We start from the raw sequence: 26,622 nt of genomic DNA, 5'->3' as shown, positions 1-26,622 counted from the left end.
GCGAGGACGGGCCGGTGCGGGACGAAGAACGCGGCACACGGGAGCTGCCGGCCGAGCGCGTGCCGGACGGCATCGACGGCATCCCCGAGCAGGCCCGGCCGCATCCGGAGGACGACTCCACGGAGACCGTCGTCCCGGACGGCGGGCAGTCCGGCGGTGCCGCGCGGGGCACGCCCGCGGCCGGGCCGGCCGGGGTCGCTCCGGGCCAGGGGGGCGCCCCCGCCAGGGCCAGGCCGGCAGCGGGGGACGAGGCGAGCGCTCGGGGAAGGGCGACGGGCGGGACGATGAGCGAGCACGAGCGACACGCCGAGGACGAGGCGCCGCGGGCGCCCGCCGCCCGGGGCGCGCGGAGCACCCCCGGTACTCCGGGCACCCAGGGCGGGCACGCGCACCACAACCCGCAGGACCGCAGCGGGGCGCGCGCCATGTTCCTCGAGCTGCGCACGCTGCAGGACGGCACTCCCGAGTACGCGGAGCTGCGCAACCGCCTGGTGCGCATGCATCTGCCGCTCGTCGAGCACCTCGCGCGCCGCTTCCGCAACCGCGGTGAGCCGCTGGACGACCTCACCCAGGTCGCCACCATCGGGCTGATCAAGTCGGTCGACCGCTTCGACCCCGACCGGGGCGTGGAGTTCTCGACGTACGCGACCCCGACGGTCGTCGGTGAGATCAAGCGGCATTTCCGCGACAAGGGCTGGGCGGTGCGCGTGCCGCGCCGGCTGCAGGAGCTGCGGCTGGCGCTCACCACGGCCACGGCGGAGCTGTCCCAGCTCCACGGCCGATCCCCCACGGTGCACGAGCTGGCCGAGAAGCTGGCCATCTCCGAGGAGGAGGTCCTGGAGGGCCTGGAGTCCGCGAACGCGTACTCCACGCTGTCCCTGGACGTCCCCGACACCGACGACGAGTCCCCGGCGGTCGCCGACACCCTCGGTGCCGAGGACGAGGCGCTGGAGGGCGTGGAGTACCGGGAGTCGCTCAAACCGCTGCTGGAGGACCTGCCGCCGCGCGAGAAGCGGATCCTGCTGCTGCGCTTCTTCGGCAACATGACCCAGTCGCAGATCGCCCAGGAGGTCGGCATCTCGCAGATGCACGTCTCCCGGCTACTGGCCCGCACCCTGGCCCAGCTGCGGGAGAAGCTCCTCGTGGAGGAGTGACCCGACGCGGGCGCCGGGGCGCCGGGGCCTGTCCTCCGGATCAGGCCGACCCCGGGTGACGGCGCCTCGCAGCCGGGCCGAGCGAAGGTCACGGGGATCCCTCCCGCGCGAGCGCGGTCGAGCGTGGGGAGCGTACGGCTGCAAGGCCGAGGAGGGCGTCGACGCGACAGGGGTCCCTCGCGCGAGCAAAGCCGAGCACGAGGGGAATCGGCGACCCACGGCGACACCGCTGCGGGTCCCTCTCCGGGGGAGTGCGCGCCGGACCCCGTGGCCCCGGCCAGGTCCGGGGGCGGGCGCTACTTCTCGGCGTTCCCGGGCCCCCGGATGCCGAGGGCCTGGGTCGTCTCGGGGTTGACCAGCAGGACCAGCGCGGTGACGGACACGACGGCGAGCGCGATTCCGGCCGGGATGGCCACGCTGTCGGAGCGCAGCAGGTTGTAGGCCACCGGCAGCGCGATGATCTGTGTGATGACGGCGGGGCCGCGGCTCCAGCTCCGCCGGGCGAACAGCCCCCGCGCGGCGAGCAGCGGGAGCAGCGCGAGCACGATCAGCGTCACGCCGCCGGTGATCGCCTGTTGACGGTCGTCCGGCTCGCCGGTGAGGGCGAGGACCGACATCCACACGCCGCCGGCCACCAGCGCGAGCCCCTCCAGGGCGGCCAGCGCCGCGGCGTACGTCAGACGGCGCGGGCGGGGGCCGGTGGCGTCCGGGGTGGCGGTGGGGGTCTGCTCGCTGCTCACCCCTGAAGGGTAGCCCTCGCCGCGCACGCCCCCCGTGTCGAGGTTCACGCCCCGTCTCCCCCTCCGCCCCCGACTCGGTCTGGGCCCGGTACCGCTCAGTAGGTACCCTGCACGTCATGCGTGCACTTCTCGTGGTCAACCCGGCGGCAACCACCACCAGTGCGCGCACGCGCGATGTACTGATCCACGCGCTCGCCAGCGAGATGAAGCTGGAGGCGGTCACCACCGAGTACCGCGGACACGCGCGCGACCTGGGCCGGCAGGCCGCGCAGAGCGACGACATCGACCTGGTGGTGGCCCTCGGCGGGGACGGCACGGTCAACGAGGTCGTCAACGGTCTGCTGCACGCGGGGCCCGACCCGGAGCACCTGCCCGGTCTCGCCGTGGTCCCCGGCGGCTCCACCAATGTCTTCGCCCGCGCCCTGGGCCTGCCCAACCAGCCCGTGGAGGCCACCGGCGTCCTGCTGGACGCGCTGCGCGAGGGCCGCGAGCGCACCGTCGGCCTGGGTCTGACCTCGGGCACGCCGGGCTCGGACGACGAGGCCGTCCCGGCCCGCTGGTTCACCTTCAACGCGGGGCTGGGTTTCGACGCCGGTGTGGTCGGCCGGGTGGAGCAGCAGCGGGAGCGCGGCAGGAAGTCGACCCACGCGCTGTACATGCGCCAGGTGGTCCGCCAACTGCTCGGCGATCCGCACCGCCGGAACGGGGTGATCACGTTCGAGCACCCGGACGAGGAGCCGGTCACCGATCTGGCGCTCTCCATAGTCTCGAACACCTCGCCGTGGACGTTTCTCGGCAATCGTCCGATCTACGCGTCACCTAAGGCCTCGTTCGATACGGCGCTCGATCTCTTCGGTCTGCACCGGCTCTCCACCGCCGCGGTTGCCCGGTATGGCACCCAGTTGCTCACTTCGTCCCCGGAGCGCGGACCCCGCGGCAGGCATGTGGTCTCCCGGCACGATCTGACGCGCTTCACCTTGCATTCGAAGGTGCCACTGCCCCTCCAGATGGACGGTGACCACCTGGGGCTGCGAACCAGCGTGACGTTCACAGGCGTACGCCGTGCACTGCGTGTGATTGTGTGAGCAGAAAGGGCCAAAGTCCTTTCAGTCGAACGTTTAGACCAGGATCCACCCCATAGAAGTACGGCTGTGACCTAGTCGACACCGAAGAATCAAAAAAAACTTTCCGGAAGGGGTTGTATCCGCCGCCGAGGTTTGCGAGTCTCTTCTTGGCGATCGGGACGGCCCGCAACACCGGCCTCAACAGATCACCGGAACCCCTCTTCAAACCCAAGGACCACGCCGGCGAACCTGGCGGTCGGCCCTTCCCTTGTCGGGGGATTCGTGAAAGCGTTCACATTCACAAGCAATCGCATTACATACCCAGGAGAGGTAGCAGCCATGGACTGGCGTCACAACGCCGTTTGCCGCGAGGAAGACCCCGAGCTCTTCTTCCCCATCGGCAACACCGGTCCTGCGCTGCTGCAGATCGAGGAAGCCAAGGCCGTCTGCCGCCGCTGCCCGGTGATCGAGAGCTGCCTGCAGTGGGCACTCGAGTCCGGTCAGGACAGCGGCGTCTGGGGTGGTCTCAGCGAGGACGAGCGTCGCGCGATGAAGCGCCGTGCCGCCCGCAACCGGGCCCGTCAGGCATCCGCCTGACAACCCACCCCTGCTGACAGCCTGAGCTTGGCGGCGCGTACAGCGCGTACGCTTCTCCCGCCCCCGAGCCGCAGCGCGCAGTTGAGCAAGAGCCCCGGCCGCTTTCAGCGGTCCGGGGCTCTTTGCCGTCCGGGCCCGCGACCCGTCCGGGCCCGCCACTCGCCCGGGTGGCCCGCTACTTGTCCGACTGCACCGGGACGTCCAGGATCACCCTGGTCCCCCGCTCCGGCGCCGGCACCATGTCGAAGGTGCCGCCCAACTCGCCCTCCACCAGGGTCCGTACGATCTGCAGACCGAGGTTGCCCGCGGTCTGCGGGTCGAAGCCCTCGGGCAGGCCCACGCCGTCGTCCTGCACGGTGACCAGCAGGCGGGTCTCCTTCGTGGTGCCGCCGCGGACCGCCGACACCTCGACGGTGCCGGTCTCGCCCTCGCGGAAGCCGTGCTCCAGGGCGTTCTGCAGCACCTCGGTCAGCACCATCGACAGCGGGGTGGCGACCTCGGCGTCGAGTATGCCGAAGCGGCCCGTGCGCCGGCCGGTGACCTTGCCCGGGGAGATCTCGGCGACCATCGCGAGGACGCGGTCGGCGATCTCGTCGAACTCCACGCGCTCGTCCAGGTTCTGGGACAGCGTCTCGTGCACGATCGCGATGGACCCCACCCGGCGCACCGCCTCCTCCAGCGCCGCGCGGCCGCGCTCGGACCCGATGCGTCGTGCCTGGAGGCGCAGCAGCGCCGCCACCGTCTGGAGGTTGTTCTTCACCCGGTGGTGGATCTCCCGGATCGTCGCGTCCTTGGTGATCAACTCGCGTTCGCGGCGGCGAAGTTCCGTGACGTCACGGAGCAGCACCAGCGAACCGATGCGCGTCCCCTTCGGTTTGAGCGGGATCGCCCGGAACTGGATCACCCCGTCGTGCGCCTCGATCTCGAACTCGCGCGGCGCCCAGCCGCTGGCGACCTTGGCCAGCGCCTCGTCCACAGGACCGCGGGAAGGGGCCAGTTCGGCGGTGGTCTGCCCGAGGTGATGACCCACCAGGTCGGCGGCGAGACCCATACGGTGGTAGGCGGACAGGGCGTTCGGGGAGGCGTACTGGACGATGCCGTCGGCGTCGAGGCGGATCAGCCCGTCGCCGACGCGGGGCGAGGCGTCCATCTCCAGCTGCTGGTTCGCGAACGGGAAGGAGCCGGCCGCGATCATCTGTGCGAGGTCCGAGGCGCTCTGGAGGTAGGTGAGCTCCAGCCGGCTCGGGGTGCGCACGGTGAGCAGGTTGGTGTTGCGCGCGATGACCCCGAGGACGCGCCCCTCACGCCGTACGGGGATGGACTCGACCCGTACGGGAACCTCCTCGCGCCACTCCGGGTCCCCCTCGCGCACGATCCGGCCCTCGTCCAGGGCCGCGTCCAGCATGGGGCGGCGTCCGCGCGGGACGAGGTGGCCGACCATGTCGTCCTGGTAGGAGGTCGGGCCGGTGTTGGGCCGCATCTGGGCGACGGAGACATAGCGGGTGCCGTCGCGGGTGGGGACCCACAGGACCAGGTCGGCGAAGGAGAGGTCGGAGAGCAGCTGCCACTCCGAGACCAGCAGGTGGAGCCACTCGAGATCGGTGTCGTCGAGGGCGGTGTGCTGGCGTACGAGTTCGTTCATGGAGGGCACGTCAGCGAGCGTACCCGGCGGTCCGCGGGGGCCCGAAACACCCGCGGGCCGCGGCGCCTGAGAGGGACCCTCAACCCTCCCGGCACCGCAGCCCGGAGCAACATCGGCCGTGGGGTGTGCGGTCCCGGTCGGCCGAGGGACGAGGAGCCGGGGCAGTCAGGGCAGAGAGCTCCGGTTCCTCGGTTCCGCCTTCCTGTGCGGGGAAGGCAGGCTTGGTGTGCCCTACTACGCATTGTGGACTAGACCACTGTCCCTGTAAATGCGTCGGACGCCGTTCGTCCCATCGGTGCCGCGCGGGCGTCCGTCACGCAGCCTAACCCGTGGGGTTCCCCCACGGGGCCGGTCGGACAAGGCAATTTCGGCGCGCGGCCACCGCACCCGCTCTGTTAGATTGAGATTGGTCTAAACCACATTGCATCACCGCACGGATCCGTGCTCACGGATCCGGTCCCAGTCGAGTCCTCCTCAAGATCGGCAGGCCCACCGTGGAAGTTGTCATCGTTGCGGACGCCAAGGCGGGCGGCGAGCTCATCGCCGGGGCCATGGCACAGCTCCTGCGACGCAAGCCCGACGCCCTGCTGGGCGTGGCGACCGGTTCGACGCCGCTGCCCGTCTACCAGGCGCTGGCGGCCCAGGTGGACTCCGGCGCCGTGGACACCTCCCGGGCGCGGATCGCCCAGCTCGACGAGTACGTGGGACTGCCCGCCGACCACCCCGAGTCCTACCGCTCGGTGCTGCGACGCGAGGTGCTGGAGCCGCTCGGGATCGGGATGGACGCCTTCATGGGCCCCGACGGCACCGCCGAGGACGTGCAGGGCGCGTGCGAGGCGTACGACAGGGAGCTGGCCGGGGCCGGCGGCGTGGACCTCCAGCTGCTCGGGATCGGCACGGACGGGCACATCGGGTTCAACGAGCCGTGCTCCTCGCTCGCCTCCCGCACCCGGATCAAGACGCTGACCGAGCAGACCCGGGTGGACAACGCCCGCTTCTTCGACGGCGACATCGACCAGGTACCGCACCACGTCATCACCCAGGGCATCGGCACCATCCTGGAGGCCCGCCACCTGGTCCTGCTCGCCACCGGCGAGGGCAAGGCGGACGCGGTCGCCGCGACCGTCGAGGGGCCGGTGGCGGCGGTGTGCCCCGCCTCCGCGCTCCAGCTGCACCCGCACGCCACGGTGGTCGTCGACGAGGCCGCCGCCGCCGAGCTGAAGCTCGCCGACTACTTCCGGCACACCTACGCCAACAAGCCGGAGTGGCAGGGGATCTGACCGCCCCCTGTGGTCTGGACCAGCCCCCGCCCCGGGGGTATACAAAGGGGATCACGGAGCGTGCGGGGCACACCCCCGCCCCGAGCCGTGCCACGATGTCAGCCGCGGCCGATGGGGATGTCGGTCGTTTCGGCACCCGGAGCCGGGAAGGCAGAGCATGAGCACCGACGTCAGCAGTGCGGAGAACGAGGGTGGGACCACGGTCCGTACCGCGCGTGTGCCCAAGTACTACCGGCTGAAGAAGCACCTGCTCGACATGACCGAGACGGCGCCGCCCGGCACTCCGGTCCCGCCCGAGCGCACCCTGGCGGCGGAGTTCGACACCTCGCGCACCACCGTGCGCCAGGCGCTCTCGGAGCTGGTCGTCGAGGGGCGCCTCGAACGCATCCAGGGCAAGGGGACCTTCGTCGCCAAGCCCAAGGTCTCCCAGGCGCTCCAGCTCACGTCGTACACCGAGGACATGCGCGCCCAGGGTCTGGAGCCCACCTCGCAGCTGCTGGACCTCGGCTACATCACCGCCGACGACCGGCTCGCCGGGCTGCTCGACATCACGGCCGGCGGGCGGGTGCTGCGCATCGAGCGGCTGCGCATGGCCAACGGCGAGCCGATGGCCATCGAGACCACCCATCTGAGCGCCAAGCGCTTCCCCGCGCTGCGCCGCAGTCTGACGAAGTACACCTCCCTCTACACCGCCCTCGCCGAGGTGTACGACGTCCATCTCGCGGAGGCCGAGGAGACCATCGAGACGTCCCTGGCCACCCCGCGCGAGGCCGGCCTGCTCGGCACCGACGTCGGTCTGCCGATGCTGATGCTGTCCCGGCACTCGCGGGACCGGGACGGACAGCCGGTGGAGTGGGTGCGGTCGGTGTACCGGGGCGACCGGTACAAGTTCGTCGCGCGCCTGAAGCGCCCCCAGGACTGAGTCCGCAGCAGGCCGCAGAGGGCTCGTACCGGGCCCCGAGCGGGCCCTGAGCGGGCTCGCGAAACCCGACGAAACGGGCGGTCGACAAGGTTTTCGTTGCTGTTGTCTCTCGGTTGAGCGGCACCTGGGTACCGCTATGCGGACGAGGGGTTACGACCGCGCTACGCCCTGCCCTACATTTCCGCGCATTGACGCCGGTGATCAGTGAGGGGACGGGAACCGTCTGATGTCACAAGCCCCAGAAACCACAGGAGGACCGGTGGTGACGCCCGTGCGCGTCGTCATCGCCCTCTGTCTCGTCGCACCGTTCGTGGCCATGTTGTGGGTCGGGTCCTACGCGAAGACCGACCCGACGTTCATCGGCATCCCGTTCTTCTACTGGTACCAGATGCTGTGGGTGCTGGTCTCCACCGCCCTGACGATGATCGCGTACAAGCTCTGGCAGCGTGACCAGCGCGCCCGCTCGGCCGCGAAGGGCGGTGCGTCGCAGTGAACGACGGCGTGAACGGCGTGGCACTCGCCGTCTTCATCTTCTTCTTCCTGCTGGTCACGGCCATGGGGTTCATGGCCGCGCGCTGGCGCAAGGCCGAGAACGAGCACAGCCTCGACGAGTGGGGCCTGGGCGGACGGTCGTTCGGGACCTGGGTCACCTGGTTCCTGCTCGGCGGCGACCTGTACACCGCGTACACGTTCGTGGCCGTACCGGCGGCGATCTACGCGGCGGGCGCGGCCGGCTTCTTCGCGGTGCCGTACACGATCCTGGTGTACCCGCTGATCTTCACCTTCCTGCCCCGGCTGTGGTCGGTGTCGCACAAGCACGGCTACGTCACGACGTCCGACTTCGTGCGCGGCCGGTTCGGCTCGAAGGGGCTGTCGCTGGCCGTCGCGGTCACCGGCATCCTGGCCACGATGCCGTACATCGCGCTCCAGCTGGTCGGCATCCAGGCCGTGCTGGACGTGATGGGTGTCGGCGGCGGCGAGGACACCAACTGGTTCGTCAAGGACCTGCCGCTGCTGATCGCCTTCGGCGTGCTGGCGGCGTACACGTACTCGTCGGGTCTGCGGGCCCCCGCGCTGATCGCGTTCGTCAAGGACACGCTGATCTACATCGTGATCGCGGTGGCGATCATCTACATCCCGATCAAGCTGGGCGGCTTCGACGAGATCTTCGCCAAGGCGAGCGAGGCGTACGGCCAGACCAACCCGGCCACGGGCGCGCCACGCGGTGCGCTGGTGCCGGGCGAGGCGGGCCAGTGGACGTACGCCACGCTGGCGCTCGGCTCGGCGCTCGCGCTGTTCATGTACCCGCACTCGATCACGGCGACGCTGTCCTCGCGCAGCCGTGAGGTGATCCGCCGCAACACCACGATCCTTCCGCTGTACTCCCTGATGCTGGGCCTGCTGGCGCTGCTCGGCTTCATGGCGATCGCGGCCGGGGTCAAGGTCGACAACGGCCAGCTGGCGATCCCGCAGCTGTTCGAGAACATGTTCCCGGACTGGTTCGCGGGCGTGGCCTTCGCGGCCATCGGCATCGGCGCGCTGGTACCGGCGGCGATCATGTCGATCGCGGCGGCGAACCTGTTCACCCGCAACATCTACAAGGACTTCATCAAGCCGGACGCGACGCCGAAGCAGGAGACCCAGGTCTCCAAGATCGTGTCCCTGCTGGTGAAGGTGGGCGCGCTGGTCTTCGTCCTGACCATGGACAAGACGGTCGCGATCAACTTCCAGCTCCTCGGCGGCATCTGGATCCTGCAGACCTTCCCGGCGCTGGTGGGCGGCCTGTTCACCCGCTGGTTCCACCGCTGGGCGCTGATCGGCGGCTGGGCGGTCGGCATGGTCTACGGCACGGCCGCCGCGTACGGGGTGGCCTCGCCGACGCAGAAGCACTTCGGCGGGTCGTCCAAGGAGATCCCGGGCATCGGGGAGATCGGCTACATCGGCCTCACCGCGTTCGTGCTCAACGTCCTGGTCACGGTCGTCCTGACCTTCGTCCTGAGGGCCGTCAAGGCTCCCGAGGGCATCGACGAGACCAAGCCGCAGGACTACACGGCGGACGCGGGCGACCCCGGCGTCCAGGTGGAGCTTCCGCCGGCCACGGCGGGCAGCAGCCACTGACGCCGGTGACGTACGACGACGGGCCGCCGGAGAAATCCGGCGGCCCGTCGTCGTACCCGTCCGGCAGACTCCCCCCATGGACATCGTCATCCGGCCGGTGGAACCCGGCGAGCACGAGGAACTCGGTGAGATCACCGCGCAGGCCTATCTGCTGGACGGGCTGCTCGACTTCGGGGAGAGCGACGCGTACCTCGGTGAGCTGCGGAACGTGGGGAAACGGGCGGCCGCCGCCGAGGTGCTGGTCGCCGTGGCGAACGGGTCGGTGCTGGGCGGGGTGACCTTCGTGCCGGGCCCCGGTCCGATGGCCGACATAGCGGGGCCGGGCGAGGCGGAGATCCGGATGCTGGCGGTCGCCCGCGCGGGCCGGGGACGGGGTGCCGGGGAGGCCCTGGTGCGTGCCTGCGTGGACCGGGCGCGGGCCGTCGAGGGGTGCGGACGGGTCGTGCTGTCGACCCAGCGCACCATGCGTGCCGCCCACCGCGTCTACGAACGGCTCGGTTTCACCCGCACCCCGGAACGCGACTGGAACCCGCTGCCGGAGCTGGACGACATCATGCTCCTCACCTATGAGTTGACACTCTGAGACCAGCGCGACACAAGATATGGGGTTGCTGGCGGCACCCGACACAAGATGTATGCTCATGCTCGCTGTCGTCGCAGGGGAATCCGGTGTGAATCCGGAACTGTCCCGCAACGGTGTACCCATGCCCGCGTACGCGTGTGCACGGGCGTCAGTCCGAGGACCTGCCGACAGTGCGCCCGGCCGTCCGGTCCGGGTGCCCTGACGTCCGGGCCTCGCGGAATGGGCCGGTGGACGCGACGCCGCGTGCGCTCGTGTACTGCCCCCTGCGCTCTTCGAGGCCCCCGTGCCGAGCGAGGGAGAGCCCCACGTGACCATCGCGCCAGCCGATCCGGCTTCAGCGATCGACGTGCCCGAGGAGAGCGGCGGCCCCGGTGCCGCGCTGCTGCGGACCCTGACCGAGCTGACCGCCGACCTGCCCGACGCCGACCCCGGCCGGGTCGCCGCCGCCGCGCTGCGCGGCCGGTCCGCTTCCGCCGACGAGGCGGAGCTGCGGGAGCTGGCCACCGAGGCGGCGGCCGGGCTCATCTCCGAGGACCCGGCCTACTCCCGGCTCGCCGCCCGGCTGCTGACCATCGGCATCCGCGCCGAGGCCGCCTCGCAGGGCGTCACCTCGTTCACCGGGTCCGTCGCGACCGGGCACCGCGAGGGCCTGATCTCCGACCGGACCGCCGCGTTCGTCCGGCTGCACGCCGCCCGTCTGGACGCGCTGATCGACACCGGGGCCGACGACCGCTTCGGCTACTTCGGCCTGCGCACCCTGCACAGCCGCTACCTGCTGCGGCATCCGGTCACCCGCAAGGTCGTCGAGACGCCCCAGCACTTCCTGCTGCGGGTCGCCACCGGACTCGCCGAGGACGACGGCGCCCGCTCCGTGGACGAGGTCGCCGCGCTGTACGGGCTGATGAGCCGCCTGGACTACCTGCCCTCCTCCCCCACGCTGTTCAACTCCGGCACGCGCCACCCGCAGATGTCGTCCTGCTACCTCCTCGACTCCCCCAAGGACGAGCTGGACTCCATCTACGACCGCTACCACCAGGTCGCCCGCCTCTCGAAGCACGCCGGCGGCATCGGCCTGTCCTACTCCCGCATCCGCGCCCGGGGTTCGCTGATCCGCGGCACCAACGGGCACTCCAACGGCATCGTCCCGTTCCTGAAGACGCTGGACGCCTCGGTCGCCGCCGTGAACCAGGGCGGCCGGCGCAAGGGCGCGGCGGCGGTCTACCTGGAGACCTGGCACTCCGACATCGAGGAGTTCCTGGAGCTGCGCGACAACACCGGCGAGGACGCCCGCCGTACGCACAATCTGAACCTCGCGCACTGGGTGCCGGACGAGTTCATGCGCCGGGTGAACGCCGACGCGCCCTGGTCGCTGTTCTCCCCGGCGGACGTGCCCGAACTGGTCGACCTGTGGGGCGAGGAGTTCGACGCGGCGTACCGGGCCGCCGAGGCGAAGGGCCTGGCGAGGAAGACCCTCCCGGCCCGCGAGCTGTACGGCCGCATGATGCGCACCCTCGCGCAGACCGGCAACGGCTGGATGACCTTCAAGGACGCGGCCAACCGGACGGCGAACCAGACCGCCGAGCCGGGCCACGTCATCCATTCCTCGAACCTCTGCACGGAGATCCTGGAAGTCACCGACGACGGGGAGACGGCGGTCTGCAACCTGGGATCGGTCAACCTCGGCGCCTTCGTGGACCGGGGGGACATCGACTGGGAGCGCCTCGACGAGACGGTGCGCACCGCTGTGACGTTCCTCGACCGGGTCGTCGACATCAACTTCTATCCGACCGGGCAGGCGAGCCGCTCCAACGCCAGGTGGCGTCCCGTCGGTCTCGGCGCCATGGGCCTCCAGGACGTCTTCTTCAAGCTGCGGCTGCCCTTCGACTCCCCCGAGGCGAAGGCGCTGTCCACGAGGATCGCCGAGCGGATCATGCTCGCCGCGTACGAGACCTCCGCCGACCTCGCCGAACGCAGCGGCCCGCTCCCGGCGTGGGAGAAGACCCGTACCGCCCGGGGCGTGCTGCACCCCGACCACTACGACGCCGAGCTCTCCTGGCCGGAACGCTGGGCGGCGCTGCGGACGCGGATCGCGGCCACCGGGATGCGCAACTCGCTGCTCCTGGCGATCGCGCCCACCGCCACCATCGCGTCGATCGCGGGCGTGTACGAGTGCATCGAGCCGCAGGTCTCCAACCTGTTCAAGCGCGAGACGCTGTCCGGGGAGTTCCTCCAGGTCAACTCGTACCTGGTGGACGACTTGAAGCGGCTCGGCGTGTGGGACGCGCGGACCCGTGAGGCACTGCGCGAAGCCAACGGCTCCGTGCAGGACTTCGCGTGGATCCCCGAGGACGTGCGACGGCTGTACCGCACGGCGTGGGAGATCCCGCAGCGCGGTCTGATCGACATGGCCGCCGCCCGCACCCCGTTCCTGGACCAGGCGCAGTCGCTGAACCTGTTCCTGGAGACGCCCACCATCGGCAAGCTCTCCTCGATGTACGCGTACGCCTGGAAGCAGGGCCTGAAGACCACGTACTACCTGCGCTCCCGCCCGGCGACCCGGATCGCCCGCGCGGCGCGCGCCACCACTCCCGTCCCGCAGGCGGCCGACCCCGAGGCCGTCGCCTGCTCCCTGGAAAACCCCGAGTCCTGCGAGGCCTGCCAGTGATGACCACCAAGAACCTGCTCGACCCCGGCTTCGAGCTGACTCTCCGCCCCATGCGCTACCCCGACTTCTACGAGCGCTACCGGGACGCCATCAAGAACACCTGGCACGTGGAGGAGGTCGACCTCCACTCGGACGTCGCCGACCTGGCGAAGCTCAGCCCGGAGGAACAGCACCTGATCGGACGGCTGGTCGCGTTCTTCGCGACGGGCGACTCGATCGTGGCGAACAACCTGGTGCTGACGCTCTACAAGCACATCAACTCCCCGGAGGCGCGGCTGTACCTGTCGCGGCAGCTCTTCGAGGAGGCGGTGCACGTCCAGTTCTATCTGACGCTCCTCGACACCTATCTGCCCGACCCGGACGACCGGGCGGCGGCCTTCGCGGCCGTGGAGAACATCCCGTCCATCCGGGAGAAGGCGGAGTTCTGCTTCAGGTGGATGGACTCGGTGGAGCGGATCGACCGGCTGGAGACACAGGCCGACCGCCGCCGCTTCCTGCTGAACCTCATCTGCTTCGCCGCGTGCATCGAGGGCCTGTTCTTCTACGGCGCCTTCGCCTACGTCTACTGGTTCCGCGGCCGGGGTCTGCTGCACGGCCTCGCCACCGGCACCAACTGGGTGTTCCGGGACGAGACGATGCACATGTCCTTCGCCTTCGACGTGGTCGACACCGTGCGCAAGGAGGAGCCGGAACTGTTCGACGAGCAGTTGGGCCGGCAGGTCACCGACATGCTGCGCGAGGCGGTCGAGGCGGAGCTGCAGTTCGCGCGGGACCTGTGCGGGGACGGGCTGCCGGGCATGAACACCGAGTCGATGCGGCAGTACCTGGAGTGCGTCGCCGACCAGCGGCTGGTCCGGCTGGGCTTCGCGCCGGTGTACGGCTCGGAGAACCCGTTCTCCTTCATGGAGTTGCAGGGGGTCCAGGAGCTGACGAACTTCTTCGAGCGGCGGCCGTCCGCGTACCAGGTCGCCGTGGAGGGCACGGTCGACCTGGACGAGGACTTCTAGACAGCCGGGCGCCCGGGTGCCGCCCCGCCGTCACGCCGCTCGCGCGGTGCGGTGCGGTGCGGCATTCGCCGCCGGGCGTGAGACCGCCGGGCGTGAGACCGCCGGGCGTGAGACCGTCGGGCGTGAGACCGCCGGGCGTGAGACCGCCGGCTCCTCACGTCGCCCGGCGGCGGCTCGGGCGGCCTCGGCCCGCTTGATCTGCCGGTCGATCCGCCGCTCGCGCGCGATGCCGATCAGCGCGGGCAGGGTCATGAGGACGAACAGGCCGAGGACGGCCACCATCGAGGTCAGTGCTTGTATCCGCGTCGTATCCATGGACACCACTGTCCCGCCCGATGCTCCTTACCGGCAGTGGCAGGACTGCCGTACACCCTCGATTTACTGCCATGGACGCGGCACACTGGAGCCATGCTCCAGAACGTGGCCGCCGTCCTCCTCGACGGTGTGAACCCCTTCGAACTCGGTGTCGTCTGCGAGGTCTTCGGCGTCGACCGCAGCGACGACGACCTGCCGGTCTACGACTTCGCCGTCGCCTCGGCCGACGGCCCGGCGGTGCGCACCAACACGGGCTTCTCCCTCCAGGTCGAGCACGGTCTGGAGCGCCTGGAGACGGCGGACCTCATCGCCGTGCCCGCCGGTTCCTCCTATGTGTCCCGGGAGTTCCCGCCCGAGCTGCTGGACGCCCTGCGCAGAGGGGTGGACCGGGGCGCGCGGGTGCTCAGCGTCTGCTCCGGGGTGTTCGTGCTCGCCGCCGCCGGACTCCTCGACGGCCGGCGTGCCGCCGCCCACTGGAAGCACGCGGAGGTGCTGACCAGGAAGTATCCCCATCTGACGGTCGAGCCGGATGTGCTCTACGTCGACGAGGACCCGGTGATCACCTCCGCGGGCACCGCCGCCGGCATCGACGCCTGTCTGCATCTGGTGCGCAAGGAGCAGGGTCCGGAGGTCGCCAACAAGATCGCCCGGCGCATGGTGGTGCCCCCGCACCGCGACGGCGGGCAGGCCCAGTACATCGAGCGCCCGCTGCCGCGGTCCGGGGGCGACACCGTCTCCGATGTGCTGGTGTGGATGGAACGGCACCTCGACGAGGAGACCACCGTCGAGCAGCTCGCCGCCCGCGCCCACATGTCGCCGCGTACCTTCGCCCGCCGCTTCCAGCAGGAGACCGGCACCACGCCCTACCGCTGGATCCTGCGCCAGCGGGTGCTGCTGGCGCAGCGCCTGCTGGAGGCGACGGACGAGACGGTGGACGCGATCGCGGGCCGTACCGGCTTCGGCAACGCGGCGGCACTGCGCCACCACTTCGTCCGCGCCGTCGGTACGACGCCCCAGGCCTACCGGCGCACGTTCAGGGGCCCTCAGGCCGCCTGAACGCGCGCCGCGCGGGTCAGCGGGGTGTCGCCCGCAGCATCAGCCGGCGTGGTCGGAGCGTGATGCCGATCCGGGGCTTGGCGTCGGAGCCGGGCGCGTGGTCGAAGCGGTAGGCGGAGGCGACCACCGCGGTGATGAGCGTGAGCTCGGCCATCGAGAAGTGGTCGCTGGGGCACTTGCGGTTGCCCACGCTGAACGGACTCATCGCGTACTTGGGCACGTCCCCCGCCCGCTCGGGGAGCCAGCGGTCGGGGTCGAACTCCTCGTGCCGCTCGTACGACCGCCGGTCGCGCTGGATCGCGTACGGACTGTAGATGAGGTCCGCGCCCTCGGGAATGCGGTATCCGCCGAGTTCCGTGTCGGTCACCGCGCGGCGCGTCAATATCCAGACGGCCGGATACAGCCGCAGGGTCTCGGTGACGACATTCGCGGTGTACGTCAGCTTCCGGACGTCCTCGAATGCGACCGGGCGGTCACCCACGACGGATTTCACCTCGTCGCGGATCTTGTCGCCGAGTTCCGGGTGCTCGGTGAGAACCAGGAGGAGCGACATGATCGTGGATCCGACGGTTTCGCTGCCGGCGGTGATTATGGCGAGGACCTGGTCGTGGATCTCCTGCTCCCCGATGGGCTCGCCGTTCTCGTCCTCCGCCTCCAGCAAAGCCGTCAGCAAATCGTTCGGCTTTTGACCGCCTGCCCGTCGGTCGGCGACGATCTCGTCGACCAGGACATGCAAATCGGCCAGCGCGCGGTTGAATTCCCGGTTGGCCGGAAGCGGCACCTTGTAGAGCGGTCCGAGCGGTATCACCATGCGCTGGTACATCCCGCCGAACAGCGTGGTGAGGTCGGCGCAGATGCGTTCCGCCCGGGCGTCCATGCAGCTGCCGCGCATCAGGCAGCGGGCGGCCACCCGGACGGCCACGCGGAAGGACTCCACCGTGATGTCCAGCGCCTCGCCGCGGCGCCAGCGCTCCACGAGCGCGTACGCCTCCTCCGCCATGATCGGCCCGTACGCGGGGATGGCGTCGAGCCTGAACGCGGGCTGGATGGTGCGGCGCTGGCGCCGGTGCAGCGGACCGTTGGCGGTGGCGACGCCCTCCTTGCCGAGCAGGTCCTCCAGGGACTCCCAGAGCGGTCCGGCGATGATGTAGTCGGGGCTCAGCGCCACCGCCCCGGTGAGGGCGGGGGTGGTGACGGCGTACACCGTCTTCGGTCCGAGCTTGAGGCGCACGACGTCGCCGTGGTCGCGCAGCCGGGACATGAAGGACAGCGGATCGCGCGCCAGTTTCCAGCCGTGGCCCAGGACGGGGACGCCTCCGCCGGCCACCGGGGGCTCGCGCAGTCCGGTCTCCCCGGCCGTTTCGGGGTCCACCGACTCGACGGTCATGACTCACCTGCCGTTTCGTTGTCGACGTACGGGGGTGTGGACCGGTCGTCCCAGCTGTCGACCCGGTACCGGCCGGACTCGTGGTGGAACCAGTAGACGGAGCTGAACCAGTTCCGCATGTTGCCGACGCAGGCGCGTACGGCGGCACTCGTTTCCTTTCCTCCCACCGTGCCGTCGTCGAGAGCGTCCGCGAAGCGCAGGGCGTCTCGTTCGGCGTCCTGGAATTCGCTGATGCATTCCTCGACGCGGCGCCTCACGTCCGCGATTGCCTCTTCGAGCGTGAGTCCCTCGTGGGTGATGAGACTGATGCCGAGATTGTGCACCTCACTGCCCGCTATTTCCTTCGGAAGGGAACAGAGGTCGTTGTACCAGGCGGCGAATTCCTGACTGAGCAGCGCCGCCTTCCGGTAGGCGGGGTACCTTCGTACCTCGTCCGGCAGTTCACTGCCCGCGCTCGGTTCCAGGAGATCGGTCCAGATCCAGTGCGCGAAGGTGAGCCGGCGCAGTTCCAGATATTCCTCGACGGTGGGGACGATCCCCTTCGTACGGTTGTGGAACTCCCGGTCGTACGCCTCGATCACCTCGTGGAAGTGCCGGGCGAACCGGTCGTTCCAGCCGCCCGGCAGGAACGCGTACAGCCGCTCCACGCTGTCCGCGAGCCCCGCCACCACCGGATCCTCGTGGTCCAGGTGGTCACCGGGGCTGTCGAGGGCCCTGTGCAGCCGGTCCTTCAGCCGCAGCCAGGCGGCGGGGCGGCCGTGCACGATGTCGCGGTCGTGCCGGTCGTCCCAGACGAAGAACCACGCGCTGTAGTCCGCTATCGCCTGCAGGACGTCGTCGGGGGCGCCTATGTAGTAGCCCGCCATAAGATCGGTGTAGCACAGGCCATCGGCATATTCCTCCACCTTGTCCGCGGACATGAGCCGCTTTTCGAGCAGCCACGCCCTGGTCGCCTGTTGAAGTCGGGGCCAATACGGGTGGAGTTGCCGGGAAAACGCCGCCTCGATCACCGGAAGAGACAGCGCTGGTGGAACTGCGATGGTGGTCGGTGTCGATGCGGTGCCGTGTGACAAAGCATGCACGAACAATCCCCTCTCTGCCGCCAGTCGGCGTGCGCCCACCCCTGAGCCGGGCGCACGCCGTGCGTATCCCCGCACCTCCATTCAGCACCACAACTGACCGCTCTGGGAACGGATTTGCTTCTTTCACCACTACGGAGGCCACACAGACGAACGGCGCCCGATCGAAAAGGTGCTCGATCGGACGCCGTTCGTGAGGAGAGGGAGGGGCCCCGAGGGCAGGTCAGTCGTTGGCCACCACGGGGTAACGCGGCTCGTTCTCGGCCATCTGCCGTAGCGCGTCCTTGCGTTCGCGCTTGGACAGCCGGTCGATGTAGAGGTAGCCATAGAGGTGGTCGGTCTCGTGCTGCAAACACCGTGCGAAGTAGCCGGTGCCGCGTACCCGGACGGGGTTGCCCTTCTCGTCCTGGCCGGTCACTTCGGCGTAGTCGGGGCGGGCCAGCGGCATGTACGCCGTGGGCACCGACAGGCAGCCCTCGTTGCTGTCGTCCAGCCGGCGCTGCTCGGCGGGCAGTTCGACCAGCTTGGGGTTGCAGATCACGCCGACGTGCCGCACGCCCTCGTCGTCCGGGCAGTCGTAGACGAAGACCTTCTTGTCCACGCCGATCTGGTTGGCGGCCAGGCCCACGCCCTCGGCGGTGCGCTGGCTGGCGAACATGTCGGCGACCAGTTGCTGGAACTCGTCGCCGAAGTCCGTGACGTCCTTGCACTCCTGGTGCAGCACCGGGTTGCCGACCACGGTGATCGGGCGCGAGGTACCGCGCTCCCGCCACGCCGTCTCGCGCTCCTCGCAGTCCTCCGTGTCGATGACGTACCCCTCGCCGTCGACGGGGAGCACGCCCGCGTGCTGCTGATCGGTGTCCTGCTGAGCCATGACCGACGTGTGCCTTCCTGAGTAAAACCGGGGTTGTGATCTGACAAGGGTACGGTGAAGCGCCCCTTCAGGGACGCGGGACCGTGTCGATGTGCGGCTCCGCCGCGTGGGCGCGATCAACCACAACGGACCCGCACGCGGTCGACGGCCTCAGCAGACCTCTTCAAGATCCCGCCAGTCCCGCGAGTCCGGACTGTCCGCAACCCACCCGTCCAACAACCCCCGGACCAAGGAAGCCGGCGCAGCCACCCCGCACTCCCTCTCCGGCACCCACAACTGCCCGTCCGTACGATGCCCCAGCGGCCCCGGATGCCCCGGCTCACTGTGATCGTGCGGATCCAGATGCTCGCCCTCCCCCTCGTCCGACGGCATCCGGGACTCCGAGCACATCCGGCACAGCAGCCGTACGGAGGACGACCAGTCCTCGGCCGCGAACCCGGCGTCGGAGGCCAGCTGCTCCAGCGCGTCCCGGTCGGCCTCGGTCGCGGCCTCCAGCAGTACCACCCAGGTCGGCACCGGCGAGGGCGCCCACAACTCGATCTCGTCGAACACCGGGTACGTGTGTCCGGCGGCGGTGCTCCGCTCCCCGTGCGGCACGCCGTCGTGCAGGACGACCTCGCCCCAGCGGCGCCCGGAGGACGGCAGCGGAATGGACAGCACCTCGATCCGGGCGGGGTCCAGGCGCCGGCCCCACACCACCTCCGCCTCCCCCTCCGGGGACAGCCGTACGGCCGCGCTGCCCAGGTCCATGCCGAGGGGCTCACCGGAGTCGGTGGCCGGGCCGGGCACCTTGAGTCCGTAGGCCTGCCAGGCCCGCCGGGCCAGCGGCCAGTCCTGCAGGGCGGTGGCGGCGATGCCGACGTTCCACCAGTCGGGAGCGCCCGTGTCGCGGTCGAGCAGCGCCACGGCCCGCAGACCGGCCGACCGCGCCTGCTCCCAGTCGTGCCGGAACTTGTGCAGCAGCGCGAGGTTGAACCAGGACTCCGACAACCAGGGCTCCAGGTCGGCGGCGCGGGTCAGCAGCGCTCCCGCGTCCTCGTACCGGCCGTCGCCGATGAGCGTGAACGCACGGTCCGTGGCCTGCCGCCAGGAGGCGGAGGGCCGGTGCCGTCCCTTGCCGAAGATCCTCACGATTCCCGCCTGCCAGTTCCGTCGGTGGGCTGGCCGTACCTGTCCGCGCCCCCGGACACCCTCTTCTTCGCATCCAACCACGTACGGCCGCGAGGGCGCTCATTACCCATGGGTTACCCAGCCTCGGCCGGGGTCAGACAGTCCCGTTCGTGGCCCTCGCCACGCTCGGCCCTGGTGTTCACGCGCCTCCTCCGTGTTCCGTGACAGCACCCGGGCCAGTGCTTCGACCACCTCCGGCGCGTACTCCCCGGCGGTTCCCAGGCGCAGTTCCTCCAGCGCGGTCAGCGGCCCGCCGGGCCCTCCTTCCCGGGACTTCTCCTCGTACGCGTTGACCACCCGGACGATACGTGCGGCGAGTGGCTGTTCCCGGTGCGGGTCGGCCTGGCGTTCGACGATCGCGGCCACGCGCGGGTCCACCCCGGTCTGGCGCACCACCGCGCCGCCGAGCAGCGCGATCCGCCGCTGTTCGGTGACCGGCAGGACGGCGGTGGCGCCGTCGGGGACCGGGTCGACGAGGCTGAGCTGGCCGATGTCGTGCATCAGGGCGGCGTACTCCAGCACGCTCAGTCCGGGTTCGGTCAGCCCGAGGTCCCGGCCCACCGCCCGGCTGAGCGCGGCGACCCGGCGGGCGTGCCCGGCCGGGGTGTATCCGGCGATCTCGGTGGCCCGCGCGAGGGAGGTGATGGTCTGCCGGTAGGTGGCACGCACGGCGGCGTACCGCCGGTAGGAAAGCTGTGCGAGCAGCAGGGGCACGGAGAAGACGGGCAGTGCCCACAGCCCCACGACCGCGACCCCGAGCGCCATCACCGCGCCCGTGGCGATGACGGCGGCCCCGATGCCGGGTACGGCCCGCAGTTCGTCGCGCAGCGTCGGCAGGAAGGGCCATCCGGTGCGGGAGTGGGCCAGCGCGGCGGCGAGCACGGCGTCGCACAGCGCGGTGAGGGAGAGCAGGGCGAGCAGGAGCAGCGCGTGGGCGGGGCCGCCCCAGCCGTCGAAGGTGCCCCGGTTGTACAGCGGCTGGAAGCACACGGCGGCGAACCCGACGGTCAGCGCCCTGCGGACCGACGGGTCGAGGGCGGGTCCTTCACCGCGCCCGACGTGCGGCACGCTGCCGAGCAGGGAGGCGGCGAGCACCACGGTGACGACCTGGGCGGCGCCGTGGTGGGTGGGGAGGCCCGCGGTCTCGCCGAGCAGCGCGTACGACAGCGAACCCGCGGCGGCGAGCGGCGCGGCCTCCCTGATCCGTGTCCCGTTGCGCCGGGTGAGCTCGCCGACGGCGATGAGCACTCCGAAGGCGAGGGCCGTACCGCGGTCCTCGACGCCGTCGTAGAGCGTGCTGCCCAGGGAACCGGCGGCGAGGACCGCGGCGCACAGGTGCACGACGGTGTGGAGCCGGGGCCTCATCGGCGCGCCCCGGGCCGGCCGACGACCGGTGCGGCGGACCTGGGCACGGCCGCGGGCCGCATACCACCGGTGGCGGACCGCGTGCCGTCGGTGGCGGACGGCGGGCCACCGTCGGCGGACCGCGTGTCACCGGGGGCCGATCGGATATCGCCCGTAGCGGGCCGGAGGGCGTCGGTGACGGGCCGCGTATCGCCGGAGGCGGACCGCGTGTCACCGGGGGCCGATCGGATATCGCCCGTGACAGGCCGGAAAGCACCCGCGATCGGCCGCATGCCACCGGAGGCGGACCGCGTGCCATCGGCGGCCGATCGGATATCGCCCGTAGCGGGCCCGGGGGTACCGGCGATCGGCCGGGTGCCGTCGGGGGCGGGTCGTGCTTCGTCGGCGGTCACCGCCGGGTGCCAGCCGGACCGGCCGATCGCCCGGACCAGCGCGGCCACCATCCGTGGGTCGAAGTGGGCACCCGCGCACCGCCTGAGCTCCTCCAGTGCCACGGGCACGGGCCGTGCCCTGCTGTAGGAGCGGGTGGAGGTCATCGCGTCGAAGGCGTCGGCGACGGCGACCACCCGCGCGGACTCCGGGATCTGACCACCCGCCAGTCCGTAGGGGTAGCCGGTGCCGTCCAGCCGTTCGTGGTGGTGCAGCACCGCCGCGCGGGCCTCACCGAGGAAGGAGATCCCCCGCACCATCTCGTGCCCGTACTCGGGGTGCAGTTCGATCACCCGGCGCTCCTCGGGGGTCAGCGGGCCGTTCTTGGTGAGCAGCCGGGTGGGCACGCCGAGCTTGCCGACGTCGTGCAGGATGCCCGCGAAGCGGAGCACCTCGACGCGCTCGTCGTCCATACCGAGTTCCCGCGCGATCATCATGGACGCCCGTCCGACGCGTTCGCTGTGCCCGCGCGTGTAGCCGTCCTTGATGTCGACGGCCTGGACGAGGGCGCGGATCGTCGCCTGATGGGCGGCCCGCTCCCGGTGGTACTGGGCGAACGCCCACCACGAGACGCCCATCGGCAGCAGCACCAGCAGCGCGGCCACGGGACCGTAGGGGCTGCGCCACAGCAGCGCCATCATGAGTCCGGCGAGGCCGTGCACGGTGATCGGGGCCAGCGACCCGAGGAACAGCCGCCACCAAACGGCCGGCGCCGGGATCCGCCTCCCGCGCGGGAGCACGCCGGGCGCCGACGCCGGAATGCCGCCGTCCAGCAGGGTGAGCACCAAGCAGAACACCAGCACCGCGACCCCGGCCGTGCCGAGCGCGGCCGGGACGTCGCAGTCCGCCACCGCGTCGCGGCCGCCGACCGCCAGATGGACCCGGCTCGCGGCCCACACGGCGAGCACCAGCCTGCCGGTCCGCCAGAGCCTGCGCGCCAGGTACGGGCGTTGTTCCACGGGGAGCAGCAGCGCCCCGAGGAGCGCGACCAGCGCCGCGACGGGCGGTGGCAGCAGGAAGGCGCCGGCGAGCAGGACGGGGTGAAAGGTTCCGCCCGGGTGCGGGACGGCGACCGGACGCGATCTGGTGAGGCGCTCGCAGCCCGCGTACAGCGTGGCGAGCAGGGCGACCGCCCACCAGGAGAAGCCGGCACCGCCCGGCGGGGACACCGGGGCGGAGGGGACCAGCGACAGCGGACAGAGCAGGCCCAGCACGGTGACACAGGCGACATACGCGCGGACCCGTGCCGGTAACGCCTCCATGTGCCCCTCCCCGACCGTGCCCGTCGACACCCGACCTGCCACCTGCCAGGCTCAGGAGCCTAGGACGGCGGGGGGTGCCTCCACGGGCCGATAACCCGCGGATTAGCACGTTCGAGTGACACAGGGACCGGGGAACCGCGGAGTGTCAGGACTCCTGCGGTGCGGTCGGCGAGGCCGTGATGTCCTGGTCGGGGACGGCCTGGCCGGAGCGGATCAGGTCGAGCCGGCCCATGACCTTGGAGCGCAGGTCGCCCGGCACGTCGTCCTGTCCGCAGCAGCGCTTGACCAGCTTCTTCACCGCCTGCTCGAGCCCGTACTTCTCCAGGCACGGCGAGCATTCCTCGAAGTGGTGCTCGAACTTCACACAGTCGGAATCCGGCATCTCACGGTCGAGGAACTCGTAGAGATGATCGAGGATTTCGCTGCAATCCGTCTCGTGCGGCTCTCCGCAGCTCATGACCCCGAGCCTTTCGCTTCGTTCGACTCTCCGGCGCCGGCCGGGACCAGTCCGCGCTCGCGCGCGTAGTCCTCCAGCATGCCGCGCAGCTGACGGCGGCCACGGTGCAGCCGGGACATCACCGTACCGATGGGTGTCCCCATGATGTCCGCGATCTCCTTGTAGGCAAAGCCCTCCACATCGGCGAGGTACACCGCGATGCGGAACTCCTCGGGGATCGCCTGGAGCGCCTGCTTGACGTCCGAGTCGGGCAGGTGGTCCAGCGCCTGTGACTCCGCGGAGCGCAGACCCGTGGACATGTGCGACTCGGCGCGCGCGAGCTGCCAGTCCTCGATCTCCTCGGCCGCGCTGCGCTGGGGTTCGCGCTGCTTCTTGCGGTACGAGTTGATGAAGGTGTTGGTGAGGATACGGTACAGCCACGCTTTGAGGTTGGTGCCCTCACGGAACTGGTGGAAGGACGCGTACGCCTTGGCGTACGTCTCCTGCACCAGGTCCTCCGCGTCGGCCGGGTTGCGCGTCATGCGCAGGGCGGCCGAGTACATCTGGTCGAGGAACTCGAGCGCGTCCCGCTCGAAGCGCGCGCTGCGCTCCGCGGTCGACTCCGCGCCCGTGCCGCCCTGGCCCTCGGGCTGCTCCGCCTGGCCGTGTTCGGTCCCTGCGTCGGTACCGGGAACCGGACCCACCTCCTCCAGAGTTGTCGTGAGACCGAAGGCGGTCTCACCCGAATCGGAGGATAGACGACGATCCGGTCCACCCGCCGCCCGAATAGGGGCGGTCCTGGCCGCGTGCAGCACCGTCCAGTCCAGGTCGGCGCGGGCACTGCGACTCGGGCAGAAGGTCGAACCCATGCGGCGGACTTCCTCTCCTACGACGGCGATGCCGTTGACCGGCATGTACGTCCGTCCCAACAGCGGGAGCCGTCCGGGCATTCCCGGGCCTCACCCGAGCGTGCCGGTCCACCCGACGACCGCGTCCGTGACCACCGTCACGGCCTCCTCCTGCGTGAGGTCCGCCCGCTTGGGCACGGCGAAGCCGTGATCGCCGTGGGGCACCTCGACCAGTTCGTACGCCCACCCGTCTCCCACCACCGCCCTCGCACCGACGCTCCCCGAGGGCTGAACGCCCGGGGGGACCCCCGTCGCGCGGCCACTCCCGTACCCGGGGAACTCCCCGGGCCTGCCGAACGGGTCGTTGCCGCCCTGGACGACGAGCGTGGGCACCCCCGTGCCGAGCAGCTCCTCGGCGCGGGACTTCTCGGGCCTGCCCGGCGGATGCAGGGGGAAGCTGAGGGCGAGTACGGCGTGGGCGCCGAGCTCCGTGGCGGTGCGGCAGGCGACGCGGGCACCGGCGCTGCGCCCGCCCGAGATCACCGGCAGGCCCGGCTTCGCCAGCGCGGGCCAGATGCCGCGCCAGCCGGTGTCGAGGGTCTTCGGCGCGGGGGCCACCTTCTTGCCTGCCACCCGCCAGGGCTGTTCGACCAGGGCGACGGTCACACCGTGTGCGGGCAGCCCGGCGGCGAGCGCCCTCAGGTCCCGGGCCTCGATGCCGCCGCCGGCGCCGTGGCTCACCGCGAGGACGAGGCGGGCGCGGTCACGTGCGCGATGCCAGGTGATGCGGGCGGTGCCGGCGTCCGTCTCCACGGTCTCGGTCGTATCCGTCGTGTCTGTCGTATCCGTCGTGTCTGTCGCGTCCGTCGCGTCTGTCGCGTCCGTCGTGTCGGGGGTCACGTCAGAAGAGTGTGCCCTCTTCCGGCGCGGCCAGCTCTTCCAGCAGCTCCGGTCCGTTGTTGCGGACGTTGCTGACGGCCGTGGGGACCGGGTAGGCGCGCATCAGGCCGGAGGGCGGCGGGGCGAGCAGCTCGCGCAGTTCGCCGACGTCGGTGCGGGCGGGGTCGAGCCAGGCGTCCCAGCGGTCCGGCGTGAGCATCAGCGGCATCCGCGGGTGGATCTCGGCGAGGACGTGCGGGCCGTCCGCCGGCGACACGGCGAGCGGGCTCGTCTCCGCCTCGGTGGTGATGACGGAGCACGTCGCCCACCAGGCCCGGGGGTGGTCGTCCGGCAGCGTCTTGTCCCGCCAGAACTCGTACAGCCCGGCCATGGCGAACACCGAGCCGTCGGCCGGCGTCACGAAGTAGGGCTGCTTGCGGGGCCGCTTCTTCTTCCCCTCGACCTCCAGGTCCCGCTCCTGCTTGCCGGTGACCCACTCGTAGTAGCCGTCGGCGGGGAGGATGCAGCGCCGGGCGGAGAAGGCGCGGCGGTAGGACGGCTTCTCGTGGACGGTCTCCGCGCGGGCGTTGATCATCCGGGCGGCGCCTTCGGGCGTCTTGGACCAGGAGGGCACCAGGCCCCACTTCAGCTTCCGCAGCTGCCGAACCGGGCGCGGGTCCGCCACGTCCTTCAGGGCACGGTCGAGGACGGCGTAGACCTCCTTGGTCGGCGCCACGTTGTAGTCGGGCTCCAGGGCCTCCTCCGGCTCCCACTTGTCGATTTCAAAGATTCCCGCGAGATCCTCGGGCCTGCGACTCGCTGCATACCGTCCGCACATACGTGCAACACTGCCAGACTCCACGCGCAGAGGGAGCGATCGGAAACAGATGGAAAGCATGGTCAGTACCGCGTCCGCCTCACTCGCCTCCCTCTGGGACGAGGTCTCCGGCACCCAGCCCGATCCGGATGTGTGGGTGATCGTCGCCACACTGGTCGCCGCGGCCGCCGTCGTCGTGCCGCAGGGGCTGTGGCGGCTGTCCCGGAACGCCGTCACGATCGCCCACGAGGGCGGTCACGGTCTGGTGGCACTGCTCACCGGCCGCACGCTGACGGGGATACGTCTGCACTCGGACACCAGCGGCCTGACCGTCAGCCGCGGAAAACCGCACGGCATCGGCATGATCCTCACGGCCGCCGCCGGCTACACCGCTCCCCCGCTGCTGGGGCTGGGCGGCGCCGCGCTGCTCGGCGCGGGCCGCATCACGCTGCTGCTGTGGCTGGCCACGGTGCTGCTGCTGGCGATGCTGGTGATGATCCGCAACGCGTACGGCGCGCTGACCGTGGTCGTCACCGGCGGCACCTTCGTCCTGGTGTCCTGGCTGACCGGCCCCCAGGTGCAGGCGGCGTTCGCGTACGCCGTGGTCTGGTTCCTCCTCCTCGGGGGAGTACGCCCGGCCTTCGAACTCCAGGCCAAACGCTCCCACGGCGGCGCGCCCGACTCGGACGCGGACCAGCTCTCCCGCCTGACCCACGTACCGGCGGGCCTGTGGCTGTTCCTGTTCCACGCGGTGTCCCTGTGCGCGTTGCTGGGCGGCGGTCGGTGGCTCCTGGAACTGTAGGTCGCAGCGCCCGTCGGCCGGGCTGCGGACAGCTCCCTGAAGGGGCGCGGGGCCGTAGCGACATGCGACTCCGCCGCGTGGGCACGACCAGCCGGAACGGACCCGCAGCCGACAAGCGGCCTGCACAGCCC

General features: G+C 70.8%; 24 protein-coding genes, 1 pseudogene and 1 riboswitch. Of the genes and pseudogenes, 12 read left to right on the top strand and 13 right to left on the bottom strand.

Annotation, left to right across the window (positions count from 1 at the left end):
* Nucleotides 1-14 precede the first annotated feature (14 nt).
* Entirely contained in the window at nt 15-1,154 is a 1,140-nt protein-coding gene (locus tag ACIA6T_RS15910; RefSeq protein WP_399447080.1) for an RNA polymerase sigma factor SigF, read from the top strand.
* A gap of 296 nt (nt 1,155-1,450) precedes the next feature.
* On the opposite strand, the gene ACIA6T_RS15905 is transcribed toward ACIA6T_RS15910, so the two are convergent.
* Nucleotides 1,451-1,894, bottom strand: a complete 444-nt coding sequence (locus ACIA6T_RS15905) for a hypothetical protein (protein WP_399447079.1) — start codon at nt 1,892-1,894, stop codon at nt 1,451-1,453.
* 116 nt (nt 1,895-2,010) lie between these two features.
* On the opposite strand from ACIA6T_RS15905, the gene ACIA6T_RS15900 reads away from it, so the two are divergent.
* Nucleotides 2,011-2,979, top strand: coding sequence for a diacylglycerol kinase family protein (locus ACIA6T_RS15900; protein WP_344568988.1), 969 nt, complete (start codon nt 2,011-2,013; stop codon nt 2,977-2,979).
* 318 nt (nt 2,980-3,297) lie between these two features.
* Nucleotides 3,298-3,555: a WhiB family transcriptional regulator gene (locus ACIA6T_RS15895; protein WP_030219886.1), complete on the top strand. Its 258-nt coding sequence runs from the start codon at nt 3,298-3,300 to the stop codon at nt 3,553-3,555.
* Nucleotides 3,556-3,730: 175 nt separating this feature from the next.
* On the opposite strand, the gene ACIA6T_RS15890 is transcribed toward ACIA6T_RS15895, so the two are convergent.
* Entirely contained in the window at nt 3,731-5,206 is a 1,476-nt protein-coding gene (locus ACIA6T_RS15890; RefSeq protein WP_399447078.1) for a sensor histidine kinase, read from the bottom strand.
* A gap of 485 nt (nt 5,207-5,691) precedes the next feature.
* Here ACIA6T_RS15890 and nagB point away from each other — a divergent pair, with 485 nt between their 5' ends.
* The 7 genes from nagB to ACIA6T_RS15855 all read left to right on the top strand — a co-directional run bounded on the left by nagB (nt 5,692) and on the right by ACIA6T_RS15855 (nt 13,772).
* Complete coding sequence (nagB, locus tag ACIA6T_RS15885; RefSeq protein ID WP_399447077.1) at nt 5,692-6,477, top strand: glucosamine-6-phosphate deaminase; 786 nt, start codon at nt 5,692-5,694, stop codon at nt 6,475-6,477.
* A gap of 157 nt (nt 6,478-6,634) precedes the next feature.
* Nucleotides 6,635-7,399, top strand: a complete 765-nt coding sequence (locus tag ACIA6T_RS15880; protein ID WP_385051892.1) for a GntR family transcriptional regulator — start codon at nt 6,635-6,637, stop codon at nt 7,397-7,399.
* 226 nt (nt 7,400-7,625) lie between these two features.
* A complete protein-coding gene (locus ACIA6T_RS15875; RefSeq protein ID WP_399447076.1) occupies nt 7,626-7,892 on the top strand; it encodes a DUF3311 domain-containing protein in 267 nt (88 codons plus the stop codon).
* The gene (gene mctP / locus ACIA6T_RS15870) at nt 7,889-9,517 is read left to right on the top strand and encodes a monocarboxylate uptake permease MctP (protein WP_399447075.1); all 1,629 of its coding nucleotides are present in this window, start codon (nt 7,889-7,891) and stop codon (nt 9,515-9,517) included. Before ACIA6T_RS15875 ends, mctP begins: the two co-directional genes overlap by 4 nt.
* A 76-nt stretch (nt 9,518-9,593) precedes the next feature.
* The gene (locus ACIA6T_RS15865) at nt 9,594-10,100 is read left to right on the top strand and encodes a GNAT family N-acetyltransferase (RefSeq protein ID WP_399447074.1); all 507 of its coding nucleotides are present in this window, start codon (nt 9,594-9,596) and stop codon (nt 10,098-10,100) included.
* Nucleotides 10,101-10,115: 15 nt separating this feature from the next.
* Nucleotides 10,116-10,284, top strand: a riboswitch (cobalamin riboswitch).
* A gap of 123 nt (nt 10,285-10,407) precedes the next feature.
* Nucleotides 10,408-12,765, top strand: a complete 2,358-nt coding sequence (locus ACIA6T_RS15860; RefSeq protein ID WP_399447073.1) for a ribonucleoside-diphosphate reductase subunit alpha — start codon at nt 10,408-10,410, stop codon at nt 12,763-12,765.
* Complete coding sequence (locus ACIA6T_RS15855) at nt 12,765-13,772, top strand: ribonucleotide-diphosphate reductase subunit beta (protein ID WP_399447072.1); 1,008 nt, start codon at nt 12,765-12,767, stop codon at nt 13,770-13,772. The genes ACIA6T_RS15860 and ACIA6T_RS15855 overlap by 1 nt, the downstream gene beginning before the upstream one ends.
* 30 nt (nt 13,773-13,802) lie before the next feature.
* Here the strand turns inward: ACIA6T_RS15855 and ACIA6T_RS15850 are convergent, their stop codons facing one another.
* Nucleotides 13,803-14,087 (bottom strand): hypothetical protein, encoded by a 285-nt coding sequence (locus tag ACIA6T_RS15850; protein ID WP_399447071.1) that lies wholly within the window; start codon nt 14,085-14,087, stop codon nt 13,803-13,805.
* Nucleotides 14,088-14,180: 93 nt separating this feature from the next.
* Here ACIA6T_RS15850 and ACIA6T_RS15845 point away from each other — a divergent pair, with 93 nt between their 5' ends.
* Complete coding sequence (locus ACIA6T_RS15845; protein WP_399447070.1) at nt 14,181-15,143, top strand: GlxA family transcriptional regulator; 963 nt, start codon at nt 14,181-14,183, stop codon at nt 15,141-15,143.
* 16 nt (nt 15,144-15,159) lie between these two features.
* Here ACIA6T_RS15845 and ACIA6T_RS15840 read toward each other — a convergent pair whose 3' ends face one another.
* The 10 genes and pseudogenes from ACIA6T_RS15840 to ACIA6T_RS15795 all read right to left on the bottom strand — a co-directional run bounded on the left by ACIA6T_RS15840 (nt 15,160) and on the right by ACIA6T_RS15795 (nt 25,710).
* The gene (locus ACIA6T_RS15840; RefSeq protein ID WP_399447069.1) at nt 15,160-16,530 is read right to left on the bottom strand and encodes a cytochrome P450; all 1,371 of its coding nucleotides are present in this window, start codon (nt 16,528-16,530) and stop codon (nt 15,160-15,162) included.
* A complete protein-coding gene (gene cyc1 / locus ACIA6T_RS15835) occupies nt 16,527-17,612 on the bottom strand; it encodes an epi-isozizaene synthase (protein ID WP_399447068.1) in 1,086 nt (361 codons plus the stop codon). Before cyc1 ends, ACIA6T_RS15840 begins: the two co-directional genes overlap by 4 nt.
* Before the next feature lie 220 nt (nt 17,613-17,832).
* Nucleotides 17,833-18,483: a peptide deformylase gene (gene def / locus ACIA6T_RS15830; RefSeq protein WP_391789887.1), complete on the bottom strand. Its 651-nt coding sequence runs from the start codon at nt 18,481-18,483 to the stop codon at nt 17,833-17,835.
* Between the two features lie 150 nt (nt 18,484-18,633).
* Nucleotides 18,634-19,614: a tetratricopeptide repeat protein gene (locus ACIA6T_RS15825; RefSeq protein ID WP_399447067.1), complete on the bottom strand. Its 981-nt coding sequence runs from the start codon at nt 19,612-19,614 to the stop codon at nt 18,634-18,636.
* Between the two features lie 102 nt (nt 19,615-19,716).
* Nucleotides 19,717-21,018, bottom strand: a complete 1,302-nt coding sequence (locus tag ACIA6T_RS15820; protein WP_399447066.1) for an HD-GYP domain-containing protein — start codon at nt 21,016-21,018, stop codon at nt 19,717-19,719.
* 329 nt (nt 21,019-21,347) lie between these two features.
* Nucleotides 21,348-22,709: pseudogene (locus tag ACIA6T_RS15815) on the bottom strand (HD-GYP domain-containing protein); the annotation flags it as partial.
* A gap of 145 nt (nt 22,710-22,854) precedes the next feature.
* Nucleotides 22,855-23,166 (bottom strand): mycothiol system anti-sigma-R factor, encoded by a 312-nt coding sequence (gene rsrA / locus ACIA6T_RS15810; RefSeq protein WP_399447065.1) that lies wholly within the window; start codon nt 23,164-23,166, stop codon nt 22,855-22,857.
* The gene (sigR, locus tag ACIA6T_RS15805) at nt 23,163-23,849 is read right to left on the bottom strand and encodes an RNA polymerase sigma factor SigR (RefSeq protein ID WP_030835166.1); all 687 of its coding nucleotides are present in this window, start codon (nt 23,847-23,849) and stop codon (nt 23,163-23,165) included. Before sigR ends, rsrA begins: the two co-directional genes overlap by 4 nt.
* A gap of 255 nt (nt 23,850-24,104) precedes the next feature.
* Nucleotides 24,105-24,893 carry an alpha/beta family hydrolase gene (locus ACIA6T_RS15800; RefSeq protein ID WP_399447064.1) on the bottom strand — a complete coding sequence of 263 codons (789 nt, stop codon included), beginning with the start codon at nt 24,891-24,893 and terminating at the stop codon, nt 24,105-24,107.
* 1 nt (nt 24,894) lies between these two features.
* Nucleotides 24,895-25,710, bottom strand: coding sequence for an SOS response-associated peptidase (locus tag ACIA6T_RS15795; RefSeq protein ID WP_399447063.1), 816 nt, complete (start codon nt 25,708-25,710; stop codon nt 24,895-24,897).
* Nucleotides 25,711-25,768: 58 nt separating this feature from the next.
* Between ACIA6T_RS15795 and ACIA6T_RS15790 the strand changes: the two genes are divergently transcribed.
* A complete protein-coding gene (locus ACIA6T_RS15790) occupies nt 25,769-26,491 on the top strand; it encodes a M50 family metallopeptidase (RefSeq protein ID WP_399447062.1) in 723 nt (240 codons plus the stop codon).
* Nucleotides 26,492-26,622: the final 131 nt, after the last annotated feature.

Origin of the sequence: Streptomyces sp. NPDC051740 (genome assembly GCF_044453165.1) — a bacterium.
Classification (GTDB): domain Bacteria; phylum Actinomycetota; class Actinomycetes; order Streptomycetales; family Streptomycetaceae; genus Streptomyces; species Streptomyces atrovirens.
The sequence above is the reverse complement of the archived record's forward strand: the minus strand, read 5'-3'. Positions and strand labels throughout refer to the sequence as shown.

What these genes read in the sequence shown, in the direction of transcription:
- ACIA6T_RS15840 (WP_399447069.1), bottom strand. Translation starts at nt 16,530, where the DNA reads ATGACCGTCGAGTCGGTGGACCCCGAAACGGCCGGGGAGACCGGACTG.
- ACIA6T_RS15795 (WP_399447063.1), bottom strand. Translation starts at nt 25,710, where the DNA reads ATGTGCGGACGGTATGCAGCGAGTCGCAGGCCCGAGGATCTCGCGGGA.
- ACIA6T_RS15855 (WP_399447072.1), top strand. Translation starts at nt 12,765, where the DNA reads ATGACCACCAAGAACCTGCTCGACCCCGGCTTCGAGCTGACTCTCCGC.
- ACIA6T_RS15895 (WP_030219886.1), top strand. Translation starts at nt 3,298, where the DNA reads ATGGACTGGCGTCACAACGCCGTTTGCCGCGAGGAAGACCCCGAGCTC.
- ACIA6T_RS15875 (WP_399447076.1), top strand. Translation starts at nt 7,626, where the DNA reads ATGTCACAAGCCCCAGAAACCACAGGAGGACCGGTGGTGACGCCCGTG.
- ACIA6T_RS15900 (WP_344568988.1), top strand. Translation starts at nt 2,011, where the DNA reads ATGCGTGCACTTCTCGTGGTCAACCCGGCGGCAACCACCACCAGTGCG.
- ACIA6T_RS15845 (WP_399447070.1), top strand. Translation starts at nt 14,181, where the DNA reads ATGCTCCAGAACGTGGCCGCCGTCCTCCTCGACGGTGTGAACCCCTTC.
- ACIA6T_RS15865 (WP_399447074.1), top strand. Translation starts at nt 9,594, where the DNA reads ATGGACATCGTCATCCGGCCGGTGGAACCCGGCGAGCACGAGGAACTC.
- ACIA6T_RS15850 (WP_399447071.1), bottom strand. Translation starts at nt 14,087, where the DNA reads ATGGATACGACGCGGATACAAGCACTGACCTCGATGGTGGCCGTCCTC.
- rsrA (WP_399447065.1), bottom strand. Translation starts at nt 23,166, where the DNA reads ATGAGCTGCGGAGAGCCGCACGAGACGGATTGCAGCGAAATCCTCGAT.
- ACIA6T_RS15790 (WP_399447062.1), top strand. Translation starts at nt 25,769, where the DNA reads ATGGTCAGTACCGCGTCCGCCTCACTCGCCTCCCTCTGGGACGAGGTC.
- ACIA6T_RS15820 (WP_399447066.1), bottom strand. Translation starts at nt 21,018, where the DNA reads ATGAGGCCCCGGCTCCACACCGTCGTGCACCTGTGCGCCGCGGTCCTC.
- def (WP_391789887.1), bottom strand. Translation starts at nt 18,483, where the DNA reads ATGGCTCAGCAGGACACCGATCAGCAGCACGCGGGCGTGCTCCCCGTC.
- ACIA6T_RS15880 (WP_385051892.1), top strand. Translation starts at nt 6,635, where the DNA reads ATGAGCACCGACGTCAGCAGTGCGGAGAACGAGGGTGGGACCACGGTC.